The sequence below is a fragment of the Candidatus Electrothrix sp. genome (assembly GCF_052785085.1).
Window position 1 is genome coordinate 1 of record NZ_JALAAI010000049.1, and the last position, 25,495, is coordinate 25,495.

25 protein-coding genes and 1 pseudogene are annotated in these 25,495 nt (G+C 49.1%); 11 read left to right on the plus strand and 15 right to left on the minus strand.

The features are described 5' to 3' along the window. Nucleotides 1-189 precede the first annotated feature (189 nt). A complete protein-coding gene (locus L2082_RS09510) occupies nt 190-1,263 on the plus strand; it encodes a C1 family peptidase (RefSeq protein ID WP_446011674.1) in 1,074 nt (357 codons plus the stop codon). Nucleotides 1,264-1,561: 298 nt separating this feature from the next. Here the strand turns inward: L2082_RS09510 and L2082_RS09515 are convergent, their stop codons facing one another. Both L2082_RS09515 and L2082_RS09520 read right to left on the minus strand, forming a co-directional pair. Continuing rightward, the gene (locus L2082_RS09515; RefSeq protein ID WP_446008057.1) at nt 1,562-2,560 is read right to left on the minus strand and encodes a GGGtGRT protein; all 999 of its coding nucleotides are present in this window, start codon (nt 2,558-2,560) and stop codon (nt 1,562-1,564) included. 5 nt (nt 2,561-2,565) lie between these two features. Beyond that, nucleotides 2,566-3,258, minus strand: a complete 693-nt coding sequence (locus L2082_RS09520) for an iron-sulfur cluster assembly scaffold protein (RefSeq protein ID WP_446008058.1) — start codon at nt 3,256-3,258, stop codon at nt 2,566-2,568. Between the two features lie 246 nt (nt 3,259-3,504). On the opposite strand from L2082_RS09520, the gene sfsA reads away from it, so the two are divergent. Continuing rightward, complete coding sequence (gene sfsA / locus L2082_RS09525; protein WP_446008059.1) at nt 3,505-4,227, plus strand: DNA/RNA nuclease SfsA; 723 nt, start codon at nt 3,505-3,507, stop codon at nt 4,225-4,227. A gap of 21 nt (nt 4,228-4,248) precedes the next feature. Continuing rightward, nucleotides 4,249-4,971 (plus strand): 7-cyano-7-deazaguanine synthase QueC, encoded by a 723-nt coding sequence (gene queC, locus L2082_RS09530; protein ID WP_446008060.1) that lies wholly within the window; start codon nt 4,249-4,251, stop codon nt 4,969-4,971. Here the strand turns inward: queC and L2082_RS09535 are convergent. The 5 genes from L2082_RS09535 to L2082_RS09555 form a co-directional block, all read right to left on the minus strand. Continuing rightward, nucleotides 4,965-5,138, minus strand: a complete 174-nt coding sequence (locus L2082_RS09535; RefSeq protein ID WP_446008061.1) for a hypothetical protein — start codon at nt 5,136-5,138, stop codon at nt 4,965-4,967. The two genes, queC and L2082_RS09535, sit on opposite strands and share 7 nt — an antisense overlap. After that, nucleotides 5,128-5,862 carry a metallophosphoesterase gene (locus tag L2082_RS09540; protein WP_446008062.1) on the minus strand — a complete coding sequence of 245 codons (735 nt, stop codon included), beginning with the start codon at nt 5,860-5,862 and terminating at the stop codon, nt 5,128-5,130. Before L2082_RS09540 ends, L2082_RS09535 begins: the two co-directional genes overlap by 11 nt. A gap of 82 nt (nt 5,863-5,944) precedes the next feature. After that, complete coding sequence (locus L2082_RS09545; protein ID WP_446008063.1) at nt 5,945-6,409, minus strand: PIN domain-containing protein; 465 nt, start codon at nt 6,407-6,409, stop codon at nt 5,945-5,947. Beyond that, complete coding sequence (locus L2082_RS09550; RefSeq protein WP_446008064.1) at nt 6,406-6,681, minus strand: hypothetical protein; 276 nt, start codon at nt 6,679-6,681, stop codon at nt 6,406-6,408. The genes L2082_RS09545 and L2082_RS09550 overlap by 4 nt, the downstream gene beginning before the upstream one ends. Nucleotides 6,682-6,703: 22 nt before the next feature. Then, nucleotides 6,704-7,780 (minus strand): DUF4469 domain-containing protein, encoded by a 1,077-nt coding sequence (locus L2082_RS09555; protein ID WP_446008065.1) that lies wholly within the window; start codon nt 7,778-7,780, stop codon nt 6,704-6,706. Nucleotides 7,781-8,466: 686 nt separating this feature from the next. On the opposite strand from L2082_RS09555, the gene L2082_RS09560 reads away from it, so the two are divergent. Beyond that, nucleotides 8,467-8,709, plus strand: coding sequence for a hypothetical protein (locus L2082_RS09560; RefSeq protein WP_446008066.1), 243 nt, complete (start codon nt 8,467-8,469; stop codon nt 8,707-8,709). Nucleotides 8,710-8,727: 18 nt separating this feature from the next. Here L2082_RS09560 and L2082_RS09565 read toward each other — a convergent pair whose 3' ends face one another. Beyond that, nucleotides 8,728-9,831, minus strand: a complete 1,104-nt coding sequence (locus L2082_RS09565; protein ID WP_446008067.1) for a glycosyltransferase — start codon at nt 9,829-9,831, stop codon at nt 8,728-8,730. 611 nt (nt 9,832-10,442) lie between these two features. Between L2082_RS09565 and L2082_RS09570 the strand changes: the two genes are divergently transcribed. From L2082_RS09570 to L2082_RS09580, 3 genes are read left to right on the plus strand one after another with little or no spacing between them, the layout of a single operon-like run. Further along, complete coding sequence (locus tag L2082_RS09570; RefSeq protein ID WP_446008068.1) at nt 10,443-12,089, plus strand: acetolactate synthase large subunit; 1,647 nt, start codon at nt 10,443-10,445, stop codon at nt 12,087-12,089. A 19-nt stretch (nt 12,090-12,108) separates the two neighbouring features. Continuing rightward, nucleotides 12,109-12,540 (plus strand): hypothetical protein, encoded by a 432-nt coding sequence (locus tag L2082_RS09575; RefSeq protein ID WP_446008069.1) that lies wholly within the window; start codon nt 12,109-12,111, stop codon nt 12,538-12,540. After that, complete coding sequence (locus L2082_RS09580) at nt 12,537-13,373, plus strand: hypothetical protein (RefSeq protein WP_446011675.1); 837 nt, start codon at nt 12,537-12,539, stop codon at nt 13,371-13,373. The genes L2082_RS09575 and L2082_RS09580 overlap by 4 nt, the downstream gene beginning before the upstream one ends. Here the strand turns inward: L2082_RS09580 and L2082_RS09585 are convergent. The 6 genes from L2082_RS09585 to L2082_RS09610 all read right to left on the minus strand — a co-directional run bounded on the left by L2082_RS09585 (nt 13,342) and on the right by L2082_RS09610 (nt 18,874). After that, a complete protein-coding gene (locus L2082_RS09585) occupies nt 13,342-14,151 on the minus strand; it encodes a DUF3786 domain-containing protein (RefSeq protein WP_446008071.1) in 810 nt (269 codons plus the stop codon). The two genes, L2082_RS09580 and L2082_RS09585, sit on opposite strands and share 32 nt — an antisense overlap. 235 nt (nt 14,152-14,386) lie before the next feature. After that, a complete protein-coding gene (locus L2082_RS09590) occupies nt 14,387-14,614 on the minus strand; it encodes a hypothetical protein (RefSeq protein ID WP_446008072.1) in 228 nt (75 codons plus the stop codon). Between the two features lie 202 nt (nt 14,615-14,816). Continuing rightward, complete coding sequence (locus L2082_RS09595) at nt 14,817-16,013, minus strand: acetylornithine/succinylornithine family transaminase (RefSeq protein ID WP_446008083.1); 1,197 nt, start codon at nt 16,011-16,013, stop codon at nt 14,817-14,819. An 11-nt stretch (nt 16,014-16,024) separates the two neighbouring features. Beyond that, on the minus strand, nt 16,025-16,909 hold the full coding sequence (gene argB / locus L2082_RS09600) for an acetylglutamate kinase (protein WP_446008073.1): 885 nt from the start codon (nt 16,907-16,909) through the stop codon (nt 16,025-16,027). A gap of 71 nt (nt 16,910-16,980) precedes the next feature. Next, the gene (gene ychF / locus L2082_RS09605) at nt 16,981-18,078 is read right to left on the minus strand and encodes a redox-regulated ATPase YchF (protein WP_446008074.1); all 1,098 of its coding nucleotides are present in this window, start codon (nt 18,076-18,078) and stop codon (nt 16,981-16,983) included. Nucleotides 18,079-18,148: 70 nt separating this feature from the next. Continuing rightward, nucleotides 18,149-18,874, minus strand: coding sequence for a hypothetical protein (locus L2082_RS09610; RefSeq protein WP_446011676.1), 726 nt, complete (start codon nt 18,872-18,874; stop codon nt 18,149-18,151). A 215-nt stretch (nt 18,875-19,089) separates the two neighbouring features. Between L2082_RS09610 and L2082_RS09615 the strand changes: the two genes are divergently transcribed. Beyond that, nucleotides 19,090-19,491 carry a hypothetical protein gene (locus tag L2082_RS09615; RefSeq protein WP_446008076.1) on the plus strand — a complete coding sequence of 134 codons (402 nt, stop codon included), beginning with the start codon at nt 19,090-19,092 and terminating at the stop codon, nt 19,489-19,491. A 5-nt stretch (nt 19,492-19,496) separates the two neighbouring features. Beyond that, nucleotides 19,497-20,036 carry a hypothetical protein gene (locus L2082_RS09620; protein WP_446011677.1) on the plus strand — a complete coding sequence of 180 codons (540 nt, stop codon included), beginning with the start codon at nt 19,497-19,499 and terminating at the stop codon, nt 20,034-20,036. 139 nt (nt 20,037-20,175) lie between these two features. On the opposite strand, the gene L2082_RS09625 is transcribed toward L2082_RS09620, so the two are convergent. Then, nucleotides 20,176-22,167 (minus strand): phosphoenolpyruvate carboxykinase domain-containing protein, encoded by a 1,992-nt coding sequence (locus L2082_RS09625; protein WP_446008078.1) that lies wholly within the window; start codon nt 22,165-22,167, stop codon nt 20,176-20,178. Between the two features lie 423 nt (nt 22,168-22,590). Between L2082_RS09625 and L2082_RS09630 the strand changes: the two genes are divergently transcribed. Continuing rightward, nucleotides 22,591-23,835, plus strand: coding sequence for a hypothetical protein (locus L2082_RS09630; RefSeq protein WP_446008079.1), 1,245 nt, complete (start codon nt 22,591-22,593; stop codon nt 23,833-23,835). 298 nt (nt 23,836-24,133) lie between these two features. After that, nucleotides 24,134-25,495, plus strand: a pseudogene (locus L2082_RS09635) (hypothetical protein); the annotation flags it as partial.

Genomic DNA, 25,495 nt, shown 5'->3' on the forward strand with positions numbered 1-25,495 from the left:
GCCCGGAACCGAGACAACAAAGAATATATGACGCTCTTGGCCTGCCACATCATCCTGGCAGGATTATCAAGAGGACGATTCCGGCAAAATAAAAATTTGTAGTGCCATAGGAATAGTCAAAAAATAAACAACTTGTTGTTTTTGCATAACTTTGACTTTTTATGTCACGAACTTGGGCTAAACCTGTCTGTGGAGTATATTAACTGGGCTGCAAATCAGATCGAAGGGAATACTACAGACGGCAGTTTTTTCGGACCGCTTGTCAGGGGATTGGAGCAGGAGGGGATTTGCGAGGAGTCTTACATGCCTTATGGTGCAAGCTATAGTCCGGGTGCCCCTCCGATCCCGACTTCTGATGCGATGAATGATGCAGCAGTAAGGAAGAACTACTATATCGCCTGGGTTAAACACTGGAATGTAAATACCGGGATGTCCCAGGACCAACTTGATGCAATGAAAGATCTGCTGGACAGAGGCCATCCTGTTGCTGTCGGGTCAAGATGGCTCTACAGTCCGGTCTTCAGCCTGGATCATGTTCTTCAGGTTCCGGCAGCCCATGAAGTGTTTGACGGTCATTCCGTGGTGGTTGTCGGTTATGACGATGACAGCGGATATCCCGGTGGTGGCTTTTTTATCATAAGGAATTCAAAAGGCCCCCTCTGGGAGGATAGCGGACATGCAAAGATACCGTATGAATATTATGCCCTGTATGGAAATGATGCCGTGGCACTGGATGTCCGCAGCAGTACGATGGGCCTGCATCTGCCGCCAGCTCTGCCGTTTATCCAGAAAAATAATGTGATTGAGTTTGAAGATCTGACTATCTCGCAATCCAGTCCTACTGCCAGTATCCAGAACATGGAAGGGTTCACTTCAGGGGTATGGAGCGAGAACCAGCAGGTTTTTCTGCCTGCTACAGCAGCCGAGGATTATGTTGAATTCTATCTGTTTTACCTGAAAGATACGGTAAAAGATATGAATGTCTTTTTCACCAAGGCTCCTGATTTCGGCATAGTTGACTTTTCCGTTAACGGGAACGTTGTTCTAGAAAATTATGATACCTATTCTCAGGTTGTTCAGCCTGCTGAACGCGTCAAGCTGGGAAAGGTGGCCCTGATCAACGGAATAAATACCTTTCGGGTGAGAGTAAAAGGAAAAAGCAGCAGCTCAAGCGGTTATAAAACCGGGGTGGATTTTCTTGAGCTGCTCACTCCATCACCAACCACGTCAAATCTGACCGGGGTGTATTTATTGCTGCTCTAGCATCAATTTCGCCCAAATATTGGCAGCCTTGAAAAAGGTGGTCAGGCCGTTTGGAAGGAGGCAATACTGAATCAATATTTATCACAACTGTTCAGCTCCTTCCTGCACCTCTGTTAAGCAGTCATGATCACTTTTGCAACAATTCAGTGCTCCTGATGAAAGAGACAACTCCCAACTTCAATCTTCTCTTCCGTACGGTGCCAATATTTGATGATAGGCCTGCTAGCCAAGCCCACTCTTGAAGAAATCAAGCTCTTACTGGAGCCTCTTTTCCCCTCCCAAAAGGGAGGGAAAGATATCATTTCGCGACCTGCTCCATAGCAACCGCAACCGCAACAGAAGCACCAACCATAGGATTATTCCCCATCCCGATAAAGCCCATCATTTCCACATGGGCCGGAACCGAGGAAGAACCAGCAAACTGGGCATCACAATGCATTCTCCCCATTGTATCGGTCATACCATAGGAGGCAGGACCAGCAGCCATATTATCTGGATGGAGGGTCCGCCCGGTACCACCACCGGAAGCTACGGAAAAGTACTTCTTGCCCTGCTCCAGACATTCCTTCTTATAGGTACCAGCGACCGGATGCTGAAAACGGGTCGGGTTGGTGGAATTACCCGTAATGGAAACATCAACGCCCTCATGATGGTTAATTGCCACACCCTCACGTACGTCATCAGCACCATAGCAGTTCACCTTTGACCGAGGTCCAGCAGAAAAAGGTTTTTGAGAAACAATATTCAAATCTCCACTGGCATAATCAAATTGGGTTTTCACATAGGTAAAACCGTTGATTCGGGAGATGATATAGGCAGCATCCTTGCCCAGACCGTTGAGAATAACCCGAAGGGGCTCTGTTCGTACCCGATTTGCTGATTGAGCAAGACCAATGGCTCCTTCTGCGGCAGCAAAGGATTCGTGCCCGGCCAGAAAGGCAAAGCAACGGGTTTTTTCATCAAGCAGCATAGCTGCCAGGTTACCGTGACCAATACCCACCTTGCGATTTTCCGCTACCGAGCCGGGAATACAAAAGGCCTGGAGACCAATACCCAGGGTAGAGGCAATCTCCACCGCCTTGGTCTGACCTTTTTTCAAGGCTATTGCCGCGCCAGCAATATAGGCCCAGCAGGCATTTTCAAAGCAGATGGGCTGCACCTCTTTGACGATTTTGTACACATCCAGGCCTGCATCAGTGCTCATTTTGCGGGCTTCTTCAAGATCTTTAATGCCGTGCTCAGCCAGAGCCGCATTGACCTTATCAATTCTTCGTTCGTATCCTTCAAACAATGCCATGATGTCTACTCCTGCCGGGGGTCAATAGTTTTCACGGCCTCGGCAAACCTGCCGTAGGTGCCAGTGGCCTCTGCCATTGCCGTTGCCGGATCAACGCCTTTCTTGACAGCCTCCATCATTGATCCCAGCCTGACAAATTTATAGCCAATAATCTCATCGTCTTTATCCAGGCCCAGCTCCATAACATAGCCCTCTGTTGTCTCAAGATAACGAGGGCCTTTGACCTTGGTACCATAGGTGGTACCGATAACAGAACAGCTCCCTTTGCCCAGATCTTCCAAGCCAGCTCCGATGGGCAGGCCGCCCTCGGAAAAAGCAGATTGGCTGCGACCATAGGCAATCTGTTTGAAAAATTCCCGCATAGCCACGTTGATGGCATCGCAGACCAGATCGGTGTTCAAAGCTTCCAGAATGGTTTTACCCGGCAAAATTTCCGAAGCCATAGCAGCTGAATGAGTCATACCGGTACAGCCGACAGTCTCAATCAAGGCCTCTTCAATAATACCGTCCTTGATGTTCAGCGTCAGCTTGCAGGCCCCCTGATGGGGCGCACACCAGCCCACAGCATGGCTCAGACCGTTAATATCTCCAATCTGACGCACTTGATTCCACTGTCCTTCCTGGGGGATGGGCGCAGGCCCGTGGTTTGCCCCCTGGACAACACAGTGCATCTCCTTTACTTCAGAAGAATAGTTCATAATGAGTCTCCACGGTGAATGAATAATAATTAAGGGTTGCATGATACATATAACCGGACAAAAATACCACGACAAAATTGCCATGATAGTACTGCAAGAGAGCTGGAAGGCCCTTCTCTTCCTTCCTTTTTTACAGGCATTAAAAGAGCTATTGCATTTATTTTCCGCTATGGTACTTGTTTACCTGCTCCTTCACAGACCAAATGACCAGAATAAAACCGCTGAATCTCATCAAGAAGTCCCCCTATGCTCCTCCCTTTGATCCGCCAAACAGGTACCCTCATCAAACGTTATAAACGTTTTCTTGCTGATATCGCTCTTGCCGACGGCACAGAGTTGACTGTCCATTGTCCCAACTCCGGTGCCATGCGGGGCTGCTCTGCCCCAGGGAGTCCGGTGGTGATTTCCAAGTCGGATAATCCCAAGCGCAAATATGCATGGACCCTGGAGATGGTGCAGGAAAACGGGGTCTGGATCGGGGTGAATACCGGCATGGCCAATAAGCTGGTCCATGAGGCCTTGCAAAACAGGATTATTGATGTTTTCGACCCCATCATATCAATACAGCCTGAGATCAAGGTTTCAGATAAGAGCCGCCTGGACTTTCTCCTCCAAACACAGGGCGGTCCAGTCTTTGTTGAGGTGAAGAACTGCTCTTTGGTGGAGGAGGGCAAGGCCATGTTCCCGGATGCGGTCACAACCAGAGGCACCAGGCATCTTCATGAGCTTGCCCAGTTGCTTGATCAAAGAACACGGGCTGCGGTCCTGTTTTGTGTCCAGCGCTCTGATGGCCGTTGTTTTGCCCCGGCCCGCCATATTGATCCGTTGCACGCTGAAACTCTGGTCGAGGTGCAGCAGCAAGGAGTGGAAGTGCTTGCCTATCGCGCTAAGGTCAGCCCGGAAGAAGTACGAATTACATCACCCTTAGAAATTTGTCCCATCTATCAGCAAGAACTGCAAAAGCAGTAACAAGAAAGGAAGATACATAGAATGAACACCCAACGCAAAAAAGCCGTTATTCTCCTCAGTGGCGGCCTGGACTCCACCACGGTCCTGGCTATTGCCCGCTCCAGGGGCTTTCAATGCCATTGCCTCAGCTTTCGCTACGGGCAAAAGCAGGATATAGAACTCCAGCGGGCAGCAGCCATTGCCCAACACATGGAGGCGGCAGAGCATCTTGTCCTACGCCTGGATTTAGGAATGATTGGTGGCTCTGCCCTGACCTCGGACATTGCCGTGCCCAAGGATCGGGAGGTGGAGGAGATGGAGCAGGATATACCAGTGACCTATGTCCCGGCCCGCAATATCATCTTCCTGTCCCATGCCCTGGCCTGGGCCGAGGTGATAGGGGCCACGGACATCTTTCTTGGTATCAATGCGGTGGATTATAGTGGCTATCCCGACTGTCGGCCTGAATTCCTCAATGCCTTTGAGCAAACTGCTAACCTGGGCACCAAGGAGGGCAGCACCGGATCACCGTTTACGCTGCATGCGCCCCTGATTGAGCTGAGTAAAAAAGAAATCATTGAGGTGGGAACCCGGCTGGGGGTGGATTATTCAGTGACTCACAGCTGTTATGATCCGGTGAACGGCCTTGCCTGTGGGCATTGCGATGCCTGCATCCTGCGGTTGCAGGGCTTTGCCGAGGCTGGATTGGTGGATCCTGCGCCGTATGTTGAGATCGGTTTTGGGGGACAGGAGGGAGTTCAGTAATCATCAAGGGGTTGCGGAGAGCCCGAAGTACCGCCCTTTACCCGATCAAGTGCGGCAAGCAATCGTTTTGCTTTCTTTAGAGATCGGAGCAGATGAGCTGTTTCCAGCATACCGGTCAGTTCGTCCGCAGGGATTTCACAGTCAAACTGAGGATGGTCAGATCTCAACCGCAGCCTGTTCATCCCAGTCTGGATTCAACCTATCGGCATCAAGGTACCCGTAGGGGTTACTGAGCACCCTGGTTTTCCCCAGCAGATAGTCGTTGGAGGGCTCATGGATATGGCCGTGGATCCAGGCTGCGGGCTGATACTCCATGATGATATCCTCCCAATGGTTGGCGTAACAGTCGTTCTTCAACCGCCATGCTTCTGATGGAGCAAAACTTCTCCAGCTGGGCGCATGATGGCTGATGCAGACGACCTGCTCCTCTGTGGCCCGGTGCAGGGTCTCCACAAAAAACTGTTCGTCCTTCCTTCCCCATTCATTTCCGTATTCGGCCTGATAGATGTCGTGGATCGCAACGAAATCATTCATAAGCAAGCGCGCCATCATGGACGTCTCTTCCCACCAGCCCGTGGCACCGATAAAGAGGACATTGTGGATGTGGGTTGTTGACCGGTTCAGGATGCGGACATTGGAGTACTGCTGTTCCGCCAACTCCTTATCCAGCTTTTCTTTTCCGGTTCCGTAATACTCGTGGTTGCCCGGAACAAAGAGGAACGGGCAGTGGGTGAGGTCGTCCAGCAGGTGCAGATAGCGGCCCACCTTACCGGACGGCTTCAAGTCTCCGGCACAGATAATCACATCCGCGTCCCTGTTGCCCGCCAGTCGCCTGGCGAGTTCTCCGCTGCCGAACTCGACATGGAGGTCTGAGAAATAATGGATCAACATAAATGATGTTTAATATACGCCCTGCTGGGCCTGACAAGCCCTTATGCCTTCTTTAGCTCCAGCATATCCACCAGCCTGCCGCCTAGAAATACCTATCCCGAAGATGATTTAAGTTGAATGCCTTAGCACCTTTTGCCAGTGCGGCGTTGTATAGGTTGAAGTCCGTTGTCAGCAGGGTGACATCTTTCTCAGCTGTCTCAAGCAAGGCGGTATCTGTAAGCCCCAGCCAAAGGAATTCACTACGCCGGGCCACTGAGCTGCTGGGTATATAGCGTTCCTGCGAGTTTGTAATCACCGTACGCAGAACATTCAGCACCTTGCTCCGGGCAGGTTCGCCGATATATGCTGCCAGATTAGAGGTCTCCGTGAGGGTATTCGGCGTGACCAGTACCTCCGAAGCCCCTGAGACGATCTCGACCAGCACGTCATAGTCCTCAACGGTGAACGCAGTCAGCTTCTTGTGCTTGGGAATGTACTCCCTGTCAGCCGCACCGACGATGAACAGCACCAACAGATTGGTGTCTATGAGGAGTGGAACGCCTTTCAAGAAGGCACCGCACGGTTTTTGACACTCTTCACTTGTCCTGCTTTATCGTCAATGCGCACAATTTTATACGAGCGACCGGGCGGCTTCGCAAGAGATGCAAGAATTGTATCGTTGGGCACCTCCCACGGGCGTGAGAAACCGACTGTAACCGACCATGCCTCTTCTCCCTCATAGAATTCAACTTCCTCCAGGCCGAGGTTGTTTATCTCTTCCTCATCAAAAAGATAAAGGATATATTCTTTAGCCAGTTTCACTGCTGCTTTTACATCCATAGAGATTCTCCTTTGCTGTAGATTACCCCACCGCCACATCAAGAATATCCACCAGTCTGCCGCTGTAGTGGTCGCGGATCATTGCTTTGAGGACATCATAGTCATTAACTGTGATATCCAGGCTGCTCACGGCAGAGCCGCTGAAGCCCTGCACTGCGTAGTTTCCGTTCCGGGTAACCGCTGTTTCCGCCCCGGTTGCGCCTCCTTCCTTCATATCCAACAGGCTGAAGAACACCTGGTCTGCTGACGGGGAAAGAACCGCCTGAATACGCAGGCGTTCGTTTGCGTTCAGCGAGCCTCCAATAATACTCACATAGGGAGTGGCCGCATTGTCGGTCAGGATACCGGTTGCGGGCGGATTGGAGTGTCCCAGGCCGGGGACCACCAGCGGGGTACGCAGTCTGCGCTGATAGGTGCCACTGCGCTCGGTGCCGTGTTCTGTATACTGGGTTGTCACCGTGACCGTGTACTCATTATTCCACGGGTTGGTCTGAGCAAGGATGTCGGGAACCAGCAAAATCTCGGTGTTGGAGATCATGGCAAAGGTGCTCTGCTTAGTTGCACCGCTCTCCGTGCCTGTGATGGTGCAACAGCAGTCTGGATCGTCTTCGTCAAAGTCCAGGTTGCTGCCGGTCAGACGCAGGACACCTTTGGGGTTGAGCACATCGGCCAGCTTGGTCTTGGTGTCGTCAGCCAGAGTGATAAGGGGTTGTTTCTGCACCATGGGCAGGCGGGTGAACCGTGCTGCCGTGCGCAGCCGCTGCAACAGGCTCCGCGAGGGATAAACATTCACGCCCAGCAGATCATCATTGTCAGGCAAGGGATCGTCCGGCGAATTCAGACGACCGGTAAAGGTGGGACAAAAGCGGAAGGCGTCTTTCAGGGTCACCTGGTCACCGTTGCTCATGCGCTGGAGTATCCAATCAAAAATCAGGGGCGCAAGAGAACGGATCAGATCCGCATTGTAGTTGGGATGAGTCAATGAAATATCCGTAGCCATTTCATCGTACCCTGCGGTGTTGCGCGGGACAAACAGGATGCGGTAGGACAGGGGTTTGGTAAGGGCGTTAACGACAGCACGCCACTGAATCGTGAGCATTGCTTTTCTCCTCTAAAAAATGTGGGTGAGAGAGTTGATTTAATGGAGATAAGTTGCAGATTAGGGCGGCATGACGGTTCTGTCAACGATTTTTTTCTTTTTCTCTGCTGATCAGTAGAAAAAGGCCGGTGCGTCAGTGCAGCAGGAGGAGTATCGGGCTTGTCTCAATCCGAGCATAGTGCTTTGCTCAATCCGAGCATAACGCTTTGCTCTATTCGAGTATAGTACTTGTCTCAATTCGAGCATAACGCTTTACTCAATTGGAGTATAGTGCTTGTCTGGGGCACGGCTTGCTGGCAGCTTGTCCCGTCATCGCGCCCTTGGAAAAGATGTCATGATATACTGAGCAGCAATTATTTGTGCTTATTCACAGAAAATTATATTGATTACAAATAACCCGGTTGCTATAGTGCGGTGTAAAGAAAGTAACCACCCCGTATGGTTCAATATATTGACCTTTGTATATAAAATATAAAACAAAAACGAAGATGTAAGGATAGTGCTCTGTTATCACCCGGAGAAACAGAAAGGCTTCTCTTTCATGACCAAGGTGTCATAACTTTACAAAATAGTCGTCCTGTAGGAACAATTTATGCTACTCTCTCTGGTGATACCACATTTTGAGCAATCAGTGAAACAAAGTAAATCACTTCAACCAGAACGCGACGACAGAGAGAGATCGGAACATGATACATTCAATAAGCGAGGAAGAATACAGATCCAAACTCATTGCATTAGCCTATGCTTGCCCTCTTGATCAAGATCACCCTGATTGTCCTTTAAAAACGATCAGAAAAAGAGGTTTTACCGGTAAAATGAAATGGATAGACAGTTTGTCCTTACCGACCAAGAAGACACTCTATAAATACCATTTGTTATGTTATGCTAAACATAAGAAGAAAGAAGAGGCGGGTGTTGCTGTCGACTAGAAGCAATATGCCGGTCTTTCAAGACCGGGACTCAACTTTAATCCCCTGTTCCGCATACACCCGCAGGATATTCTGCACCATAGCCCTCAGCCCGTATTTCCCGGCAATGTCCTGCCGCTGCTCCTCAATCATCTTCTCATCCCGCTGAAGATGCTCTGCCAGTTCCAGTAAGCCTTGTCTGGCTGCGGCCAGATCACCATAGTCAACCGCACGGTAATGACGCACAAACTCCAGAGGCTCAAGAAGAGAAGGGGTGCGGCAGACCAACAAAGGAATACCATAGAGCAAGCCCTGAATAAAAGACTGGGAAATGCCTTCGGTTTCATAGGAGGAAAAGAAGATAATATCCAGCGCAGAAAAGTAACGCTCCGGGTCTTCTTTATGCCCGGTAAGGATGAAGCGGTCTCCAACCCCTGCTTCAGCAATATCTTTCTCCAGGATTGGACGATCGTCCCCTCCGCCTACGATCATGAACTTATAGTTTTCCGGCATTGTTGCGGCTGTTTTTACTATAAACTGATGCCCTTTATACTCCCGTAAGAAAGCAATATTCCCCACCAGGATATCCTGGTCTGTGATACCGTATTGTGCGCGGACCTCCTTGCGATCTTGCGCAGAAAAGCGAAACCGTTGCTCATCAATCCCAGTGGACTGGACAATAATCTTTTCCTTGTCCACCCTTTGTTCTGCTAATTGATGGGCAATGGACTCGCTACAGGCAAAGATCCGATGGGCAAAGGCGTTGTAGCTCAATGAGGACGAGATCGGGGCCAGCACATGCCGGGTTTTAATGACCAGAGGCACCCGGCAAATTCGTGCCAGGCAGCCAGCCATCCAGGAATCTTCTGAGGAATGCGTGTTAATCACTGCGGGTTGGAGACGACGAATCAGCTTGTAGAGATCCCGCCAGGCAGCAAGGTTAAACTTGGAAGAAAAGTCAATGTAGTGGACCGGTATGCCCTCGGCTTGGCCGCGCCGGGCAAGTTCTGCTCCCTCTCGAACAACCATTCCGACCCGGAATCCTAATTTCTTCAGTTCTCGTAATTCAGTAAGGGTACGTATTTCCTGACCACCCCAGGAACATGACCAATCAGTGTGGAGGATAAGCGGTTGTTGCGTCAAGATGTGTTCGTCCTTATAAAATGTTTTTTCAGCGGAAATACTGACGACGTATTTCTTCCAGTACCTTTTGCGCAGTATAATAGATTCCTGTGGCGTTCGTAAAGCTGCTTCTTGCCAGCCTTCTCTTGCTGAGCCATAAGGTATGAGGCAGAATCTTGACAAGGCAGAATGAGCTGTGTAGTATGCTCCTCTGTTAACAGAATGCTGTATCACGATGGAGGGGCGTGTTGGCGATAACTTTTTCTTGTTTTGATAACGAGTTGCGTGCAAATCGCTTACCAAGCCTGTATGAAGGAATAGGGAAGTCAGGAGTATTTTTATTATGGCATTGTGTTAGCAAGACCATGATAAAAAGATTGCCTTATCTTCTGGTCTTTATCTTGCAAGAAAATAAGTAGTCCAAGATAGAGGTGCAGGTGCCAAAATGAACTTCCGTGATGCTATACGTATATTAATGCAAAGCCCTATGTATTTCCGCTTACCGCTCCCTGAGCGTCTCAAGTTGGTAAAGGGATATTGCCAGGCTATGAACAGCTCTCGACAAATTGACTGAAACAGTTACTTGTTACAGCTTCATACTATAAAATCTCATTTCACGGAGAAGATGTATCATGAACGGCGCAGAACTCATGGTCAAATGCCTTGAGAATGAAGGGGTTGAATACATCTTCGGTATTCCGGGTGAAGAAAATCTTGCTTTTCTCGAAGCCTTGCGTACCTCGTCTATCCAGCTCATTTTGACCCGGCACGAGCAGGCAGCTGGTTTTATGGCTGCAACCTATGGCCGACTCACTGGAAAACCCGGCGTCTGCCTTGCCACTCTCGGGCCAGGAGCGACCAATTTTGTCACCAGTGTCTCCTATGCCCTGCTGGGCGGTATGCCCTGCCTCTTTATTACTGGTCAAAAGCCCATCAAGACCTCCAAACAGGGACGCTTTCAAATTATTAATGTCGTCTCCATGATGGCCCCTATCACCAAGATGACCCGCCAGATTGTTGGGGCTGATTCCATTGCAATCCTGGTTCGTGAGGCATTCCGGGTTGCAGTGCAGGAGAAATCCGGGCCAGTACACCTGGAACTGCCTGAAGATATTGCGGAGGAACAGACTGCTGTCCGTCCCTTTCCAGTCACCCCGGTCCGTTCAGCCTATGCCTCGGACAGGGCTGTGAACGAGATAACAGAAATCATCAAACAGGCAAAAAATCCGCTGCTCCTCATTGCTGCGGCAAGCAACCGCCATCAGCAGGCAGGCCCGGCCCTGGAACAGCTTATTGAACAGACTGGAATTTACTTTTTTTCCACCCAGATGGGTAAAGGAGCTGCGAACGAGGTTCATCCTCGCTGTCTTGGTACAGCTGCCCTTTCTGATCATGATTACCTGCATTGTGCTATTGGCAAGGCAGACGTTATCATCAATGTCGGGCATGATGTGGTGGAAAAACCTCCTTTTTTTATGAGAAAGAACGGGCTCACGGTTATCCACATCAACTACTTCAGTGCTATCTTTGATGAGGTGTATTTCCCGCAGTATGAGGTCATCGGAGATATTGCCGATTCCCTCAGACGCCTGACAGCGCGTATCAAACCGGATTCCCTTGCCGGAGAGGGGTATTTCCGTTTGCTCAAAGAAGAGATCGACAAAAATGTGTACAAGCGTACCTTGCCTGCCACATTTCCGTATACACCGCAACAGCTCACCCGGGTTCTGCGGGAACTTATGGACAAGGATTCTATTCTTTCGTTGGATAACGGAATGTATAAAATCTGGTTTGCCCGTAATTACCGATCCACAGATTCCTTTTCTGTACTTCTGGACAATGCCCTGGCGACCATGGGGGCTGGTTTGCCAGTGGCTATTGCCGCTAAAATGCTTTTCCCTGAGAAAAAGGTGGTTGCAATTTGCGGCGATGGGGGTTTTATGATGAACTCACAGGAGCTGGAAACTGCGATTCGGCTCAAACTGGATCTGACCATCCTCCTGCTCCGGGATGATGGCTTGGGCATGATCAAGTGGAAACAGGGAGGTATGGGATTCCCCTCTTTCGGTCTTGATTTTGGTAATCCCGATTTTGTCAAATATGCGGAAAGCTATGGTGCCCGGGGATATCGTGGCGTGGATCAGGAACAGCTTGCAAAAGTGCTGGAGCATTGCCTCAACACCCCAGGTGTTCATTTGATAGAGTTGCCTATTGACTATGCGGAAAATGAATCAGTGCTGATTGAGGAGCTGAAGCGCAAGACCTGTCTGATTGGGTAACAATGGTAGCTGAAAGCCGATGACTGCTCATAAAAAATGGAAAATGTCCAAGGATCCTTTGTTCAGGGGCGATTCACAAGACGCTGTCTGTATCCCGAATCCATCGGCAGATGATTCTATTGTTCGTCACGTTATGTATTTCGAGGGACCTGGCCGAGAAACACCGTACCTGTCAACATCAGAGGAATATGAGCTTGCTGAAAACTTTTCAAATGGTGCTGTCTGGCATACTTTCGTAAAAATTGCGAAAGCAGAGTCAGTCAGGCATATCAGCCAAAGCGAACTCTTATCCCTGATGAAAGGCAACGGAAAAGGAAAGGCAAAATGGCCGAACGCATTTGAAGTAATGCAGGCCAGACGATATGTGGAACAATGGGGCGAGCATTTGCTGGATTTTCGAGAAACAGAAGATCCATCTACCGCTGTAAAGAAAATATTCTCAAAATCATGAAACTTCATTCCTGTCAGAATTGTTGGTTTAACGGACTCCAGTATGGAGCACTGGGCCTTGCTGTCGGGTATTGTGCAAGGCACAAAAAAATCTTGAATGCATCAGACGACACGACATGCGGACTACATCTTCGTAAAGATCTCACAGTTTCCCGTGCAATAGAAGTTTCAGTGATACATAAGACGCATTACACACCGGAATATATAGCCCGTCTGCATGACGGGAGATGCTATACACCAGATGTTTCAAACAACGAGAAGGACAAAGAACATTTAAGAAAAGATGTCATAGCTGATATTGTTGTAGATTATGGGGAACTCGGCTCGACAATTGAATCATTAGCTCAGTTGAAAGCTATTCCGGGTGCCAGAGCTGAACTGGCCATGTTAAGCCTTGGCAGAGGATATATTGCAAACTGTATGTCATGTGGCGGAAAATGGACCAGTGCTGTGCATCTGTACTGGTGGAGTCGCCGCCGTATAACAGAAATACCTGAAATTAAAGTTGAAGACTTAAGAAGTGCGGGAGCAACCCAGCTCGCACGTCAGGCTGATTTAACATCATGGTCGCTTATGATGTTGCGACTCACCTTTATTGATGATATTGCCACTTACGCCAATCAGCAAGATGATGCTCTTGGTACGGTGAGTAATCTCCCGGAACAAGCTGCATTGGCATTGGATTCGTTTAATTTGCGGACGTTAAGCAAATGGCTGAAAAAAGAAGCTGCACCTCAACTAGATGCTCGTCTTTCACATCTCCGTTATACTGAGTTGGCAAAGCAGCTACATGCAACACCTGTCACAGCTGCTGTCCCTGCGAATGCCGAATAATCAGCTGTTGAAACATTTCCACCAGTCCCCTTCCCAACATATACACGGATTCAACATTGCTGTTCTCCGAAACTGTGCTGTCAAAGAGGATATTCAACTTTGAAGGGAAATCCTCTTCAGGTGCCCAGTAATTGATCAGAAAAGGTACACCGGGCAAAGGATAGAGGACACGAGCCCGGTCAGCTTCGGTTGCCTCAATTTCTTCAGCCTCAAAGAGATCCAGAATCTCGAAAAACAGCTCCGTATGTTCGTCTGCCAACCGTCGCATCGCCTCCTCGCAACGGTGGGCAAAAAACTGTTCCTTTCCTCCTGCGCCCTCAATGGCAGGAAAGGCAATCCAGTTTCCCACAGGATGTTGCCCTTTACTCTGCAGGAGATAGTGGATGATGGGAATATGCACCCAATTATTGCAATGGCATTCCGATGTCATCCTGCCTTGCTCGTCTATCAGAAAATATTTTCCCAGGCATTGTATCCCTACAGCTTCCTGATTGAGCGACAAGCCCAGCCTGCAGGCAATCTCATCAAGACCTTGCCGAACGATTTCCTCCTGTAAGGAAGCAAGATAGACATCCTGTTCTTCCTTCATAGATTTTTTCTGCACAATATCGCCGGACAGCTCGTTGATTTTTTCCGTGCTCAGCAAAGGACAGTCGCTGAGTTTTTTTTGCCCCTGAATCACGGCTACGGAAAAGGCCATGCAGGAAGGCAGCAGGCAGCGGCGGCAGTTGGATTGCTCCAAATGGTTATATAATTCCAGGGGATTCTTGATCAGCATGATCTCTTGTAAATATAATAAAGCGTAGTTGGGGGATATTACCTTATGTTCACAGAAAAAAACAAGGTATTCAGGGGGGAGGAAATCAGGTTACTCCTCAAAAAAACGCGGCAACCGTGAGATGAGGAACACGACCGCCGCAGAGGAAGCTGAGAAAACAGAGATAATCGTAACTCATCAGCTCTGCGTATTAATAGTAGTGAGAGGAATCAAAAAAACATCGCATTGGGCTGGCTTAGTTTGCAAGCTCCTGCCCTTTAATAATCGAATACAAACAGCATTTTTTCCAATCAACTGTATAGCTCATGCCGTAGATGATTTCGACAACATCGCAACCACATTGACCGATACTGGAGCAAACCTCTGGTTCTCTGTCCATAGCCTGATTATTCAACTGTACCTGTACATGCTTTTGGGTCAGAGGACAGTTATACGCTTTGCTGGTCATCTTTTGGGTTTGCATGTGGAACTCCTTTTGGTCGATTATGCGATCCTGCTCTGTATTAACTGCAATTGATTATGCCTCTAGTAGACCATGTTGCTCCTGCCCTTACAATAAGGCGAAGGCCTCATTTTTATCGGGCAAATTGCCCGAACACTTTGGGCAGTTCTTTTCTGACAAGCTCTTTCTCAATTCCTTCCTTCTCCTGCTTTGTGCTATATCTTTAGCTCATCTGTCCTAAAACGTCAGATAATTCATTGATTAACTGATCAATCTCTCCTCGGCTGACCGTCAAGGGTGGTATAAAACGAAGCACCCGCATCCCGGCAAAGTTAATCAGGCAGCCCCGATCAAAGAGTTGCTGAACAATCTCTGCTCCATGTTCAATCCCTTTTTCAGTGAGAACCAGGGCAAGGAGCATACCACTCCCACGGACACCGGTGCAAAGCTGAGGAAATTGAGCAGCAACCTCTTCCAGTTGTTGAATAAAATACTTGCTCTTCTCCTGAATTGCTGGAAAAAAATCAGCAGCAAGCATGGTCTTCATCACCGCTACACCAGCTGCCGCAGCTACCGGATTTCCACCAAAGGTGGAGGCATGAGTGCCCACTGTAAAGGAAGCAGCAATATCAGAACGGGTGAGCATGGCCCCAATGGGCAGACCATTCCCCAAGGCCTTGGCCAGCGTCATGATATCCGGGGTCACTCCCAGCTGTTCATAGGCAAAAAGGGTGCCGGTTCGCCCCATTCCGGTTTGAACCTCATCAAAGATGAGTAATAGGTTATGCTTATCACAGAGGTTCCGTATTTTTTGCAGATATGCAGGCTCAAGAGGACGTACACCACTTTCACCCTGAAGGGGCTCACAGAGGATAGCGCAGGTTGTGGGGTTGATCAGCTTTTTTAGCTCATCAGGGTCACCAAAGCCAGCATGGACAAAACCAGCAGGCATAGGCTCAAAGCCCTGATGAAATTTGGGCTGACCAGTAGCAGCAACCGTGGCCAGGGTTCGCCCATGAAAGGAGCCTGATAAGGAGATGATCTCATAACGTCCCTTGCCACTGTGAATCCGGGCAAGCTTGATGGCTGCTTCATTGACCTCAGCACCGGAGTTGGCCATAAAAACCTGATCTGCAAAACTGTTTTCAGTAAGCAGTTCAGCCAGCTCAGTTTGCGGCTCTGTGTAGAACAGGTTTGAGACATGCATAAGCTTCCTGGCCTGCTCACACACTGCCTCAGTGACTGCTGGATGACAATGTCCTAAAGAGCAGACTGCTATACCTGCGAGAAAATCCAGATATTCTCTGCCGTCCGCATCCCAAAGCCTGCTCCCTTCTCCACGCACCATTGCTGCCGGAAACCGGCTATAGGTCCCTGCAAACACGGTATCACCTTTTTCTTTCCAGTCTGTATTCTTCATACTTGCTGCTGTCATGCTGTAATCTCCGTCCCAATCCCCTTATGGGTAAAAATCTCCAGCAGGATGGCGTGTTCCTGCCGTCCGTCAATGATATGGGCCTTGTTCACCCCTCCGTTAAGGGCAGAGGCACAACAGCGGAGCTTGGGAATCATTCCGCCGCTGATTACTCCATCCGTAATCATCTGCTCAATGGCTTCCTTCTTGATTGAGGAGAGCAGGCTGCCTTCACTGTCCTTGACGCCTTCCACATCGGTGAGCAGAATGAGCTTGGCAGCATCCAGCTCCGCAGCAATGGCTCCAGCCACCAAGTCAGCATTAATATTATAGGCCTGTCCATCATCCCCGACGCCAACCGGGGCGATAACCGGGATAAAGTCCTGCCTGTCCAGGGTATCAAGAATCTCAGGGTTTACCTTAGTTACCTCGCCCACCCGGCCAAGATCAATGAGTTCCGGTGGAGCATTCTCTGTTTCCGGTTTTCCAGGCACCTTCATCTTTTTTGCCTGGACAAGATCACCGTCCCGCCCGGAAAGTCCTACGGCCTTGCCGCCGTAATGATTGATCAGGCCGACGATCTCCTTATTCACCTTGCCCACCAGAACCATCTCCACCACATCCATAGTCGGGCCGTCCGTGACCCGCATCCCCTGGATATAGTTGGAGGTAATCTGCATTTTTTGCAGAAATTCATTAATCTGCGGTCCGCCGCCGTGAACCACCACCGGATTCAGGCCGATATATTTAAGCAGAATAACGTCCAGAGCAAAATTTTTCTTCAGCTCCTCGTCCACCATTGCATGACCGCCGTATTTGATCACCACTGTTTTATGGTTGAACTCACGTATATAGGGTAAGGATTCTATAAGTACCTTGGCTTTGGCTATTTCATGTTCCATAGTAACTGCTCCAATTTTCTTATCTAACACGAGCAGCCTGCATGCAGGCCCATATTATTATATTAATCATATCAAACATTAAACCGAAACAAAATACAATCCCCATCCTTGACCACATACTCCTTCCCCTCTGAACGCATAACCCCTTTATCACGGGCCGCAGACTCAGAGCCACAGGCCACATAATCCTCATAGGCAATAACCTCAGCCCGGATAAAACCCCGCTCAAAATCAGTATGAATCTTTCCGGCTGCTCCCGGAGCACGGGTTCCTTGGGTGATGGTCCAAGCCCTGGTTTCCTTTTCCCCCACAGTGAAATAGGTGATCAACCCCAGCAGATCATAACCAGCATGGATCAGACGATGGAGCCCTGGTTCTTCCATGCCCATGTCGGCAAGGAACTCCTGCTGCTCCTCTGCATCCAGCAGGCTGAGTTCCTGCTCAATAGCCCCGGCAATCGTGACCACAGAGGCCCCTTCCTGGGCAGCGACTTCCTTGAGCCGGGTAACAAAATCATTCCCATCAGCAATATCTTCCTCGCTGACATTAGCCACATAAAGGACCGGTTTTGTGGTCAACAGGCAGAGATCACGCATAAGCTCCTGCTGTTGCTCGGATTCTGTTTCCATCATTCGGGCCGGCTTACCTTCATCAAGCAGGTTCTGCAGTTGCTCCAAAAAGGCGGCTTCTGCGATACATTTTTTATCCCCTGATTTTGCCTGGCTTGCTGCTTTTTTCTGGCGTTTACTCACCGTGTCCAGGTCTGCCATAACAAGTTCCATGGTGATGACTTCCAGATCCCGGATAGGATCAATGGAGCCGTCCACATGAACAATATTATCGTCCTCAAAACAGCGGACAACATGGAGAATCGCGTCCACCTGGCGGATATGACCAAGGAACTGATTGCCCAGGCCCTCACCTTGACAGGCCCCTTTGACCAGACCGGCAATATCAACAAATTCCATCTGGGTGGGAACTTTGCTGCGGGTTTTGGCTAATTCAGCCAATATATCCAGTCGTTTATCCGGTACCGGCACAACACCTACATTGGGTTCAATTGTGCAAAAAGGATAATTTGCAGCTTCAATGGCTGCTGCTGTTAAGGCATTAAAAATAGTTGATTTTCCCACATTGGGCAGACCGACAATGCCGCATTGAAAACCCATAGCTCTCTCTGTTTTTCGTTAAAATATATTGTGTTGTCCCCCCTCTAAAAAAAGGGAGGAGTAATTATTATCAGGGGCCAAAGGAGGTGCCTGTTGCATACTCTTTGTCGCAGGATGGGCAAAAAGGAAGCCTCTGAAAAACTGCTTTTAATGTTCTCTTCTGGCAGTTTCCCATACACATCAGGTCACACAAAGGGGGAAGGCCTGTGCAGTTTGTTTCGCATATTGCCTGGCAGCATAATTGCCGCTCAAGTTGGCCAGTCACAGGATCACGGATGGCTAATACATTTTTTTTTCGGGCGATTTTTGCTGCACAGATATTTTGCTGTATCCCTCCTCTGCCGGTGAAGAATTCAGAGCCCTCCACAGTCACGGTCTCACCCACTGTAAACTGAAAGACAGCAGGGCATCTTGCTATGAGCATTTCCGGGTAAACATGAACCACAACTTGTATGTTATTGTCTTGTTCCACATCAAGATGCAGTCCCCTGCGTCCGGTAAAAGGCGGGGTTCTGTACTCAACATTGCGTATTTTGCCGTGGATTTGCGCAAGGGGCTTTTTCCAGGATCGACCACATGTTGCACTATTTACCAAACGGTTTTCCAGGCTGGGGGATGGAGCGATTTTTGTATCCAACGTCTGTTGCTCAGAGGAAAACACTGTTTTTGCTGTAGAAACTCCTTCCTCATAACATGATAATGCAAAAATAAGCAACGCACCAATAATAAATATTTTATTAGAACCGAGGAATGTGATGGTCTCATGTATCTTCATGCCGTGAGAGTAACACGACATTCTCTCAGAGGAAAGGATATTCCACAAGAAAAAAGGATGAGCTGCCCTAGATGATTCAGGGGTACTCAGGCCAAACTCTCCCTCCATTACCGAGAGACAGCGGCTGTTTTTCTGAGAAATCTGCATTGCACCTGTTTCCGCTATCAAGTACAGTGTGTTAGACCTGATCTGAAAAATCCTGTTTTCAGGATGTACCGACAACTGAGAGAGCAACCATGCGAGCAGCCAATCCGATATACGACGTTGTTTTCAAATACCTGATGGACGACATGCGGGTCGCCAGACTGATCCTCTCCAAAATCCTTGATCAGGAGGTCGAAGCCCTTGATCTCAGACCGACCGAGTTCAGAAAGAAGATCGGACTCAACCTCACTGTGTTCCGGATTGATTTTTCCGCTAAGATCCGACAGGCGGACGGAAGCCACAGACTGGTTCTGATTGAGATCCAGAAGGCCAAGCTGCCTACAGATATCATGCGGTTCCGCAAGTATTTGGGCGGGCATTATCAGGATCAGAACAACGTGTATGAGGCTGACGGGGGGCCAGAGAAAAGGCCCTGCCCATCATCTGTATCTACTTCCTGGGACACCCCCTGGAACATACGACGAGTCCTGTGATAAAGGTGGAACGCAGCTATATTGATGCCGTTACCCAGAAGGAATTGACGGCCAGAGAGGAATTCATAGAAAGTCTCACCCACGACAGCTATGTCATCCAGATCCCCAGACTCAGGGAAAAACGCCGCAACGACCTGGAGGTGCTCCTCAGCATCTTCGACCAGAGCCAGCAGACATCCGACAGTCGGCATTTTTTGAATCTGGACGAGGCAGACTATCCAGAGGAATTCCAGAGAGTGATCCGCCGCCTTGTCAAGGCCGGGGCTGAACAGGATGTCTGCGAGACAATGGACCTGGAAGATGATATCCTTGACGAGCTGGAATCGCTGGAACGTACCGTGATACAGCGGGAAAAGGCTCTTGAGGAGAAAAATAAAGCTCTCGCTGAAAAGGATGAAGCCTTGGCGGAGAACGCAAAAACTCTGGCGGAGAATGCAAAAGTCTTGGCGGAGAAGGACAGGGCCCTGGACAGAGCGGTACAGGCCCTTGTCGCTTCAGGGATGTCGGAGGATGACGCGAAAAGCAGTCTTGGGTTGTCTTCCTGATCTATGTATCAAAAAAAGCATGTTTCATATATCCATAAAAAGTATTTGAAATTTTTCGTTAAAAGGCTCCATTCCCCTGGCTTGCTGACCGGGGCCAAACCTGAAAAATGCTGGACTTTGCCAGCTGCGTTGGTAATACTCAGACCATATGCGCAGCAGCGTATTCTATCATCTGTGCCGGGGTGACCACTGGCCCGACAAGAGATTCCAAAGCGCGTAAATCACGTCTCCAGGTATCAAGGGTATGGAAAAATTCTTCCGGCATGCCATGCTCTTTAGCAAATTCTTCAAGGGACATATCAATCCTGCGAATCAGGTTTTCAATATACAGGGAAAATTGATAGGTATAGAGTTCTTCACTGTATTCCTTGCCAAGTAACTCGCTAAAGAGCTGCTCCAGATCATGGTATTTGGGAATGCATCCGATAGGTGTCCAGATGGTTTCTACCTTTCCCTGATGCATCAGGGCCATGATCCGCATCCAGACCTGGGTGTCCTGTTTTTCGCCCAGCAGCCCATCCTCTTCGCCAGGGGCAAGGGCACGGCGGGCTTTTTTATGAAGCCAGTAATTGACCTGAAAACCACTGGGAAGACAATCTTTGTTAAGAGCTGGATTTTCTCCAAAGGCCTTATAATGGCTGATATACTGTCCCAGCGGACCAGGGAAAAAAGCCTCATTGGCAAAAGGAGAACGTTTTTCACTGCCATCAGCACCAAGCTCTGTGGCAGTGGTTGCAGACCGGATAATGGCTCCATGCACAATCGTGTTCATCCAGTCATGGGCCATAATAATGGTGGGCATGGTGGTATAATCCCGCCCGCCAAAGACCAGAGCACTGAGTTTGACGCCTTCAGGATTTTCCGTTGCCGGAGAATAATTAGCCAGTGTATCCAGAGAAATGGTAAAACGGGCATTTTTATGGGACATAGGCTGACCAGAGTCCTTGCTCCACTTACCTGCGAAATTGCGTCCTGTTTCCGGCAACTCATAGTCACAACCCTGCCAGAACGGTTTTTGTGCATGGATCAGTAAGTTGGAAAAAATAACCTCTTCGCCTTCCCGTTCCAGTACATCCATGGTTTCCGGGTCATCCTGCCGGTTCACGCCTTCGATAATCCCGAACATACCTTTTTCCGGGTTAACAGCCCGTACCTCACCGCTGTCCTTATCAATAAAGATCTTGGCCAAGTCGTCACCGATCAGGGCATCTCCGGTCATAGCGGTTCCGGTCTTGCCACAACCACTGGGATAGGCTCCGGCAAAATACACCATGTCGCCATCAACGGCAAAGCCTGTGATAAACATATGTTCATCCAGCCGCGTGCCAAAATGACGGCGCAGATTGTTCATATTGGCAAAACGGTGATTAATCTTTTTGGGAGCAATGGAGTTGCCAGCGTACTGGTTATTCGCACTGTAGGAATGGAAACGTTCCACATCCATATAGATACGCCGCTGCTCAAGATGGGCAGAGACATGGTCAGCTGTCAATTCGCCCGCACTATGATAGTTGATAAAGAGGTAGCCTTTTTCCTCCACATCACGGGAAAAGGTTTCCGGGTCAACCATGCGATACAGCAGGTATTCACTATGAATGACGTAATAGGAATCTGTAATCTGAAGGGTGGGGTCGGAAACCTGGCTGCCAATAGGGCCACGGGAGATAAAGGAGACAATCATTTCCTTATTAACCATGAGATCATCCATGATGGTACGCACTTCAACCAGGCCTGCCCGGTGTTCAAGCTTTTGCTGGAGCGAGCTGATTGGGGTCGCAGAGTGAGCAAGATATTTGGTATTCGCTGTATCACGGCCCTGATCCTTAGGGCCATCAAAATGGCAGGTGTGTCCCGAAGTTGCCAGGGAAAATTCTTCATTATGATTCAATGCCTGGCGACGAATATAATCCATATCCTCTGCTGAACCGGTGTTCAGGAACAGCGAGGCCGGGTTCATCATGGTTGCGCCGTTAAAGATCGGCTCAATAATGGCCGGGCTACAATGCATAAGCTTGGCTGAGTCAGCTTCATCCATGAGGCTGGCAAGGTAGGTTTTCATTGTTTTCAGCCGGGAAACAGTTGCTGAACGATCTTGCTGTTTTTTTTTCTTTGATTGATCGGCAGTATTCATAGGTGCTTCCTCGCAGAAGTTATACAAGGTAAATCATCTTGCTTGGTGGAGTTTAGAGCTACGGAGTTATATTCTTCTTTATCAATAGCATATTTTCACTAAATCTGAAAGACGCATGATCAGGACTGAGGCACCCGAACGTATTGCAACACAGCCTCTTTGCTCTCCGCGATATCATAGCTTATGATGTACAGGAATAGGGGGTTACTCTATTTCCCTTGCGCTCTTCTTAAAAAAATCTTGCTCAAAAAAAGAAAGGCAGCCCCATAAATTTCCTTGCGCCGCAATGAAATTTCACAGATCGCTGGTTATCTCCTCTCCCAAACTGCCTGTTCTTCCCTTTAATTTGTATTGACAGATTGCCCCGTTTTCGTTAACAGGGAAATGTACTCGACAAATATTCACAGACAGAGGTGAACTGAAATGAGGCAGGCACTATTTTTTTTCTCACTATATTTACGAAGAAATCTGTTAAGTTGGAAGAAAGCGAAATATCTTCTTTCTTCCAGAAGGAATTATCCTTTTTGGAGTTTTTTTGTTCTAACATATTGTATATTTTTCTTTTCTCCCCACTCTGTGCAGGCTGCATGGAATTATGTCGGCAAGCCGGGTTTCTCAGCTGACAGGAGTAGGTTTATCAGCCTCGCTTTCTCCGGTAACATCCCTTATGTCGCTTATATTGATGACGGTAACGGAGGGAAAGCAAGTGTAATGAAGTTTGATGGCAGCAATTGGGCTCAGGTTGGTGCTGCCGGTTTTTCATCAGGGGCTGCGGCTTATACCAGTCTTGCTTTTTCTAATAATATTCCCTATGTGGCCTTTCTTGATAGTGCCAATGAAAATAAGGCAAGTGTAATGAAGTTTGACGGTACCAATTGGGTACTACTGGGCAGCGCTGGTTTTTCTGCTGAAAGTGCTCACTTTATCAGTCTCGCCTTTTCCGACGATGTTCCTTATGTGGCGTATTCCGGTTATGATCTTGCTACTCCAGGAAAAGCTAATGTCATGAAATTTAATGGTAATCAATGGGTTCAAGTAGGCAATGCCGGATTTTCTGCTGGAAATGCCATGCACACGAATCTGTCTTTCTTAAGCAATGTCCCCTATGTAGCATATCATGACAGCAGTAACTCAGGAAAGGCCAGCGTAATGAAATTTGACAGTAACTCTTGGGTGCAAGTTGGTAATGCTGGCTTTTCTATCGAACCGGCTTATAATATCAGCCTTGCTTTTTCTGGAAATGTTCCCTATCTGGCTTATTCTAACGGCGGAATGCTATATTCTAATTCTAGAATAAGCGTGATGAAGTTTGACGGCAATAACTGGATTCCTATAGGTGATATTTTTACGGGCTATGTTGGTCATTATACCGGCATAGCCTTCTCTGACGGCATCCCCTATCTTGCCTTTCTAGATGATGCAAACGAAGAAAAAGCCAGTGTGATCAAATTTAACGGGAGTAATTGGCGTTACGTCGGTAAGCCCGGCTTTTCATCAGGAGAAGCTCACTGGATTAGCCTTACTTTTTTAGGCGATACCCCTTATATAGCTTATGCTGACGGTAATAATGCCGGAAAAATCTGTGTAATGAAATTTGACAATAATGGACAGATACATACACCTTACCCGTTATTGTTCAAGATAATCCCATTTTTTAAAGGCAACTAATAACTTCGGGCAGCCCGGACAGATAACCGATGCAAACGGTGTCATCACGCAGCTCGCTTATGATCCACGGGGTTGTCTGACCGGCAAAACCGTTGACGGAAAAATCACCTCCTACAGCTACGACAAGGTCGGCAATCTCACGGAAATCATCCCGCCCGGCCTGAAAAACCGAATTTTCCTGAGCTATACTGCGGCTGATCTGGTCGAAACAGTTGAAGATCAGCTCGGCAACACTCAGGAGTTCTCATACGACAGCGAAGGGAATCTGCTCTCGGAAGAGCATCATGATCCCGGCGGGGTGCTGAAACGGTCTCTGAGCTATGAGTATGATGCCTTCAACCGGCTGCGAAAAAGTATCAACCCGGACGGAACCTTTATCCTGCGGGAGACCGACGCGAACGGCAATCTCACCGCGCTGACCGATGCCCTGGGCAGAACAACGGCGTTTCTCTACGATGCCCTGAACCGGCTCACGCAGGAGACCCGGCCTGATACCGGAGTGGCGCAGTTCGGCTATGACAGCGCTGATAATCCGGCGCAGGCGATTGATCCGGAAAATGCAGTCACGACCTACAGCTCTGACGATTTTGGCGGGCTGCGGAACCGGGTTTCCCAGGACAGCGGTGCAACGTCCTACGATTACGATGCAGCAGGCAATCTGACCTCGCGCATTGATGCGGACGGCACAACGGTGCAGTACACCTACGATGCTTTGAACCGCCCTCTCACGGTTTCCTTCAACCCACCGGATACAGCGCAGAATCTCACCTTCACTTATGACGAAGCTGCTGCCCTGCACGGCAAAGGCCGTCTGACTTCTCTCACCGATGCTGGCGGCGGGATATCCTGGCAGTACAACGCCCTCGGCAATGTCACCCGTGAAAGCAGAACAACGGACGGTATCGCCTATCACACCGTGTATGCGTACAATGACCGCAATGAAATCACCGGCATCACCTACCCGACTGGTACGCAGGTCACGGTGCAACGGTATGACAACGGCGATATCTCCGCCATCCTGATTGACGGACAGACTGCGACGCAAAACCTGAGCTATCTTCCCTTTGGCCCGGAAGAGGATTTTGTTTTCGGCAACAACCTGCTCACTGTGGACCGCAGCTATGCGGACGGCTATTTCCGCATCAGCCGGATCAACGCACAGGTGCTTGATTATCAGTATGAATATTACCCTGACGGCAGCGTGAAATCCATTGACGGTATCACAGAACCGGAGATTTCCCGAGGCCGCACCGAATACGTGACCGTAAACGGTAATAACCGCCTGAACTACGTCACCCGCCCGGACAGCTCCGTGCGCAGCTATGTCCACGACAATAGCGGCAGAATCACCTCGGACGGGGTGTACACATACAGTTACAACCCACTGGGCAGACTGATCAAAGTCGAGCAGGATGCGACGACCGTTGCGGAATACGCCTATGATCCCTTTGGCAGACGGGTGAAAAAGACCGTCTCCGGCACAACCACCCATTTCCACTACGACCTCCAGGGCCGCCTGATCGCCGAAACCGTTGGTGACGGCACCCCGCTCCGGGATTATATCTACCAAAACGGCAACCTCGTTGCACTGAAACTGCACGGCACGCAGGCCGGGGTGTATTACGTTATCAGCGACCGCCTCGGTACACCGCAACAGATC

Bases quoted from the DNA above. Each gene is read 5' to 3' on its own strand.
- L2082_RS09580 (WP_446011675.1), top strand. From the start codon at position 12,537: ATGAAACTTCATTCCTGTCAGAATTGTTGGTTTAACGGACTCCAGTAT.
- L2082_RS09515 (WP_446008057.1), bottom strand. From the start codon at position 2,560: ATGGCATTGTTTGAAGGATACGAACGAAGAATTGATAAGGTCAATGCG.
- L2082_RS09615 (WP_446008076.1), top strand. From the start codon at position 19,090: ATGCGAGCAGCCAATCCGATATACGACGTTGTTTTCAAATACCTGATG.
- L2082_RS09625 (WP_446008078.1), bottom strand. From the start codon at position 22,167: ATGAATACTGCCGATCAATCAAAGAAAAAAAAACAGCAAGATCGTTCA.
- L2082_RS09630 (WP_446008079.1), top strand. From the start codon at position 22,591: ATGAGGCAGGCACTATTTTTTTTCTCACTATATTTACGAAGAAATCTG.
- ychF (WP_446008074.1), bottom strand. From the start codon at position 18,078: ATGGGTTTTCAATGCGGCATTGTCGGTCTGCCCAATGTGGGAAAATCA.
- queC (WP_446008060.1), top strand. From the start codon at position 4,249: ATGAACACCCAACGCAAAAAAGCCGTTATTCTCCTCAGTGGCGGCCTG.
- L2082_RS09570 (WP_446008068.1), top strand. From the start codon at position 10,443: ATGAACGGCGCAGAACTCATGGTCAAATGCCTTGAGAATGAAGGGGTT.
- L2082_RS09555 (WP_446008065.1), bottom strand. From the start codon at position 7,780: ATGCTCACGATTCAGTGGCGTGCTGTCGTTAACGCCCTTACCAAACCC.
- L2082_RS09595 (WP_446008083.1), bottom strand. From the start codon at position 16,013: ATGAAGAATACAGACTGGAAAGAAAAAGGTGATACCGTGTTTGCAGGG.
- L2082_RS09550 (WP_446008064.1), bottom strand. From the start codon at position 6,681: ATGGATGTAAAAGCAGCAGTGAAACTGGCTAAAGAATATATCCTTTAT.
- L2082_RS09560 (WP_446008066.1), top strand. From the start codon at position 8,467: ATGATACATTCAATAAGCGAGGAAGAATACAGATCCAAACTCATTGCA.
- L2082_RS09590 (WP_446008072.1), bottom strand. From the start codon at position 14,614: ATGCAAACCCAAAAGATGACCAGCAAAGCGTATAACTGTCCTCTGACC.
- L2082_RS09575 (WP_446008069.1), top strand. From the start codon at position 12,109: ATGACTGCTCATAAAAAATGGAAAATGTCCAAGGATCCTTTGTTCAGG.
- L2082_RS09610 (WP_446011676.1), bottom strand. From the start codon at position 18,874: ATGTCGTGTTACTCTCACGGCATGAAGATACATGAGACCATCACATTC.
- sfsA (WP_446008059.1), top strand. From the start codon at position 3,505: ATGCTCCTCCCTTTGATCCGCCAAACAGGTACCCTCATCAAACGTTAT.
- L2082_RS09540 (WP_446008062.1), bottom strand. From the start codon at position 5,862: ATGTTGATCCATTATTTCTCAGACCTCCATGTCGAGTTCGGCAGCGGA.
- argB (WP_446008073.1), bottom strand. From the start codon at position 16,909: ATGGAACATGAAATAGCCAAAGCCAAGGTACTTATAGAATCCTTACCC.
- L2082_RS09520 (WP_446008058.1), bottom strand. From the start codon at position 3,258: ATGAACTATTCTTCTGAAGTAAAGGAGATGCACTGTGTTGTCCAGGGG.
- L2082_RS09585 (WP_446008071.1), bottom strand. From the start codon at position 14,151: ATGCTGATCAAGAATCCCCTGGAATTATATAACCATTTGGAGCAATCC.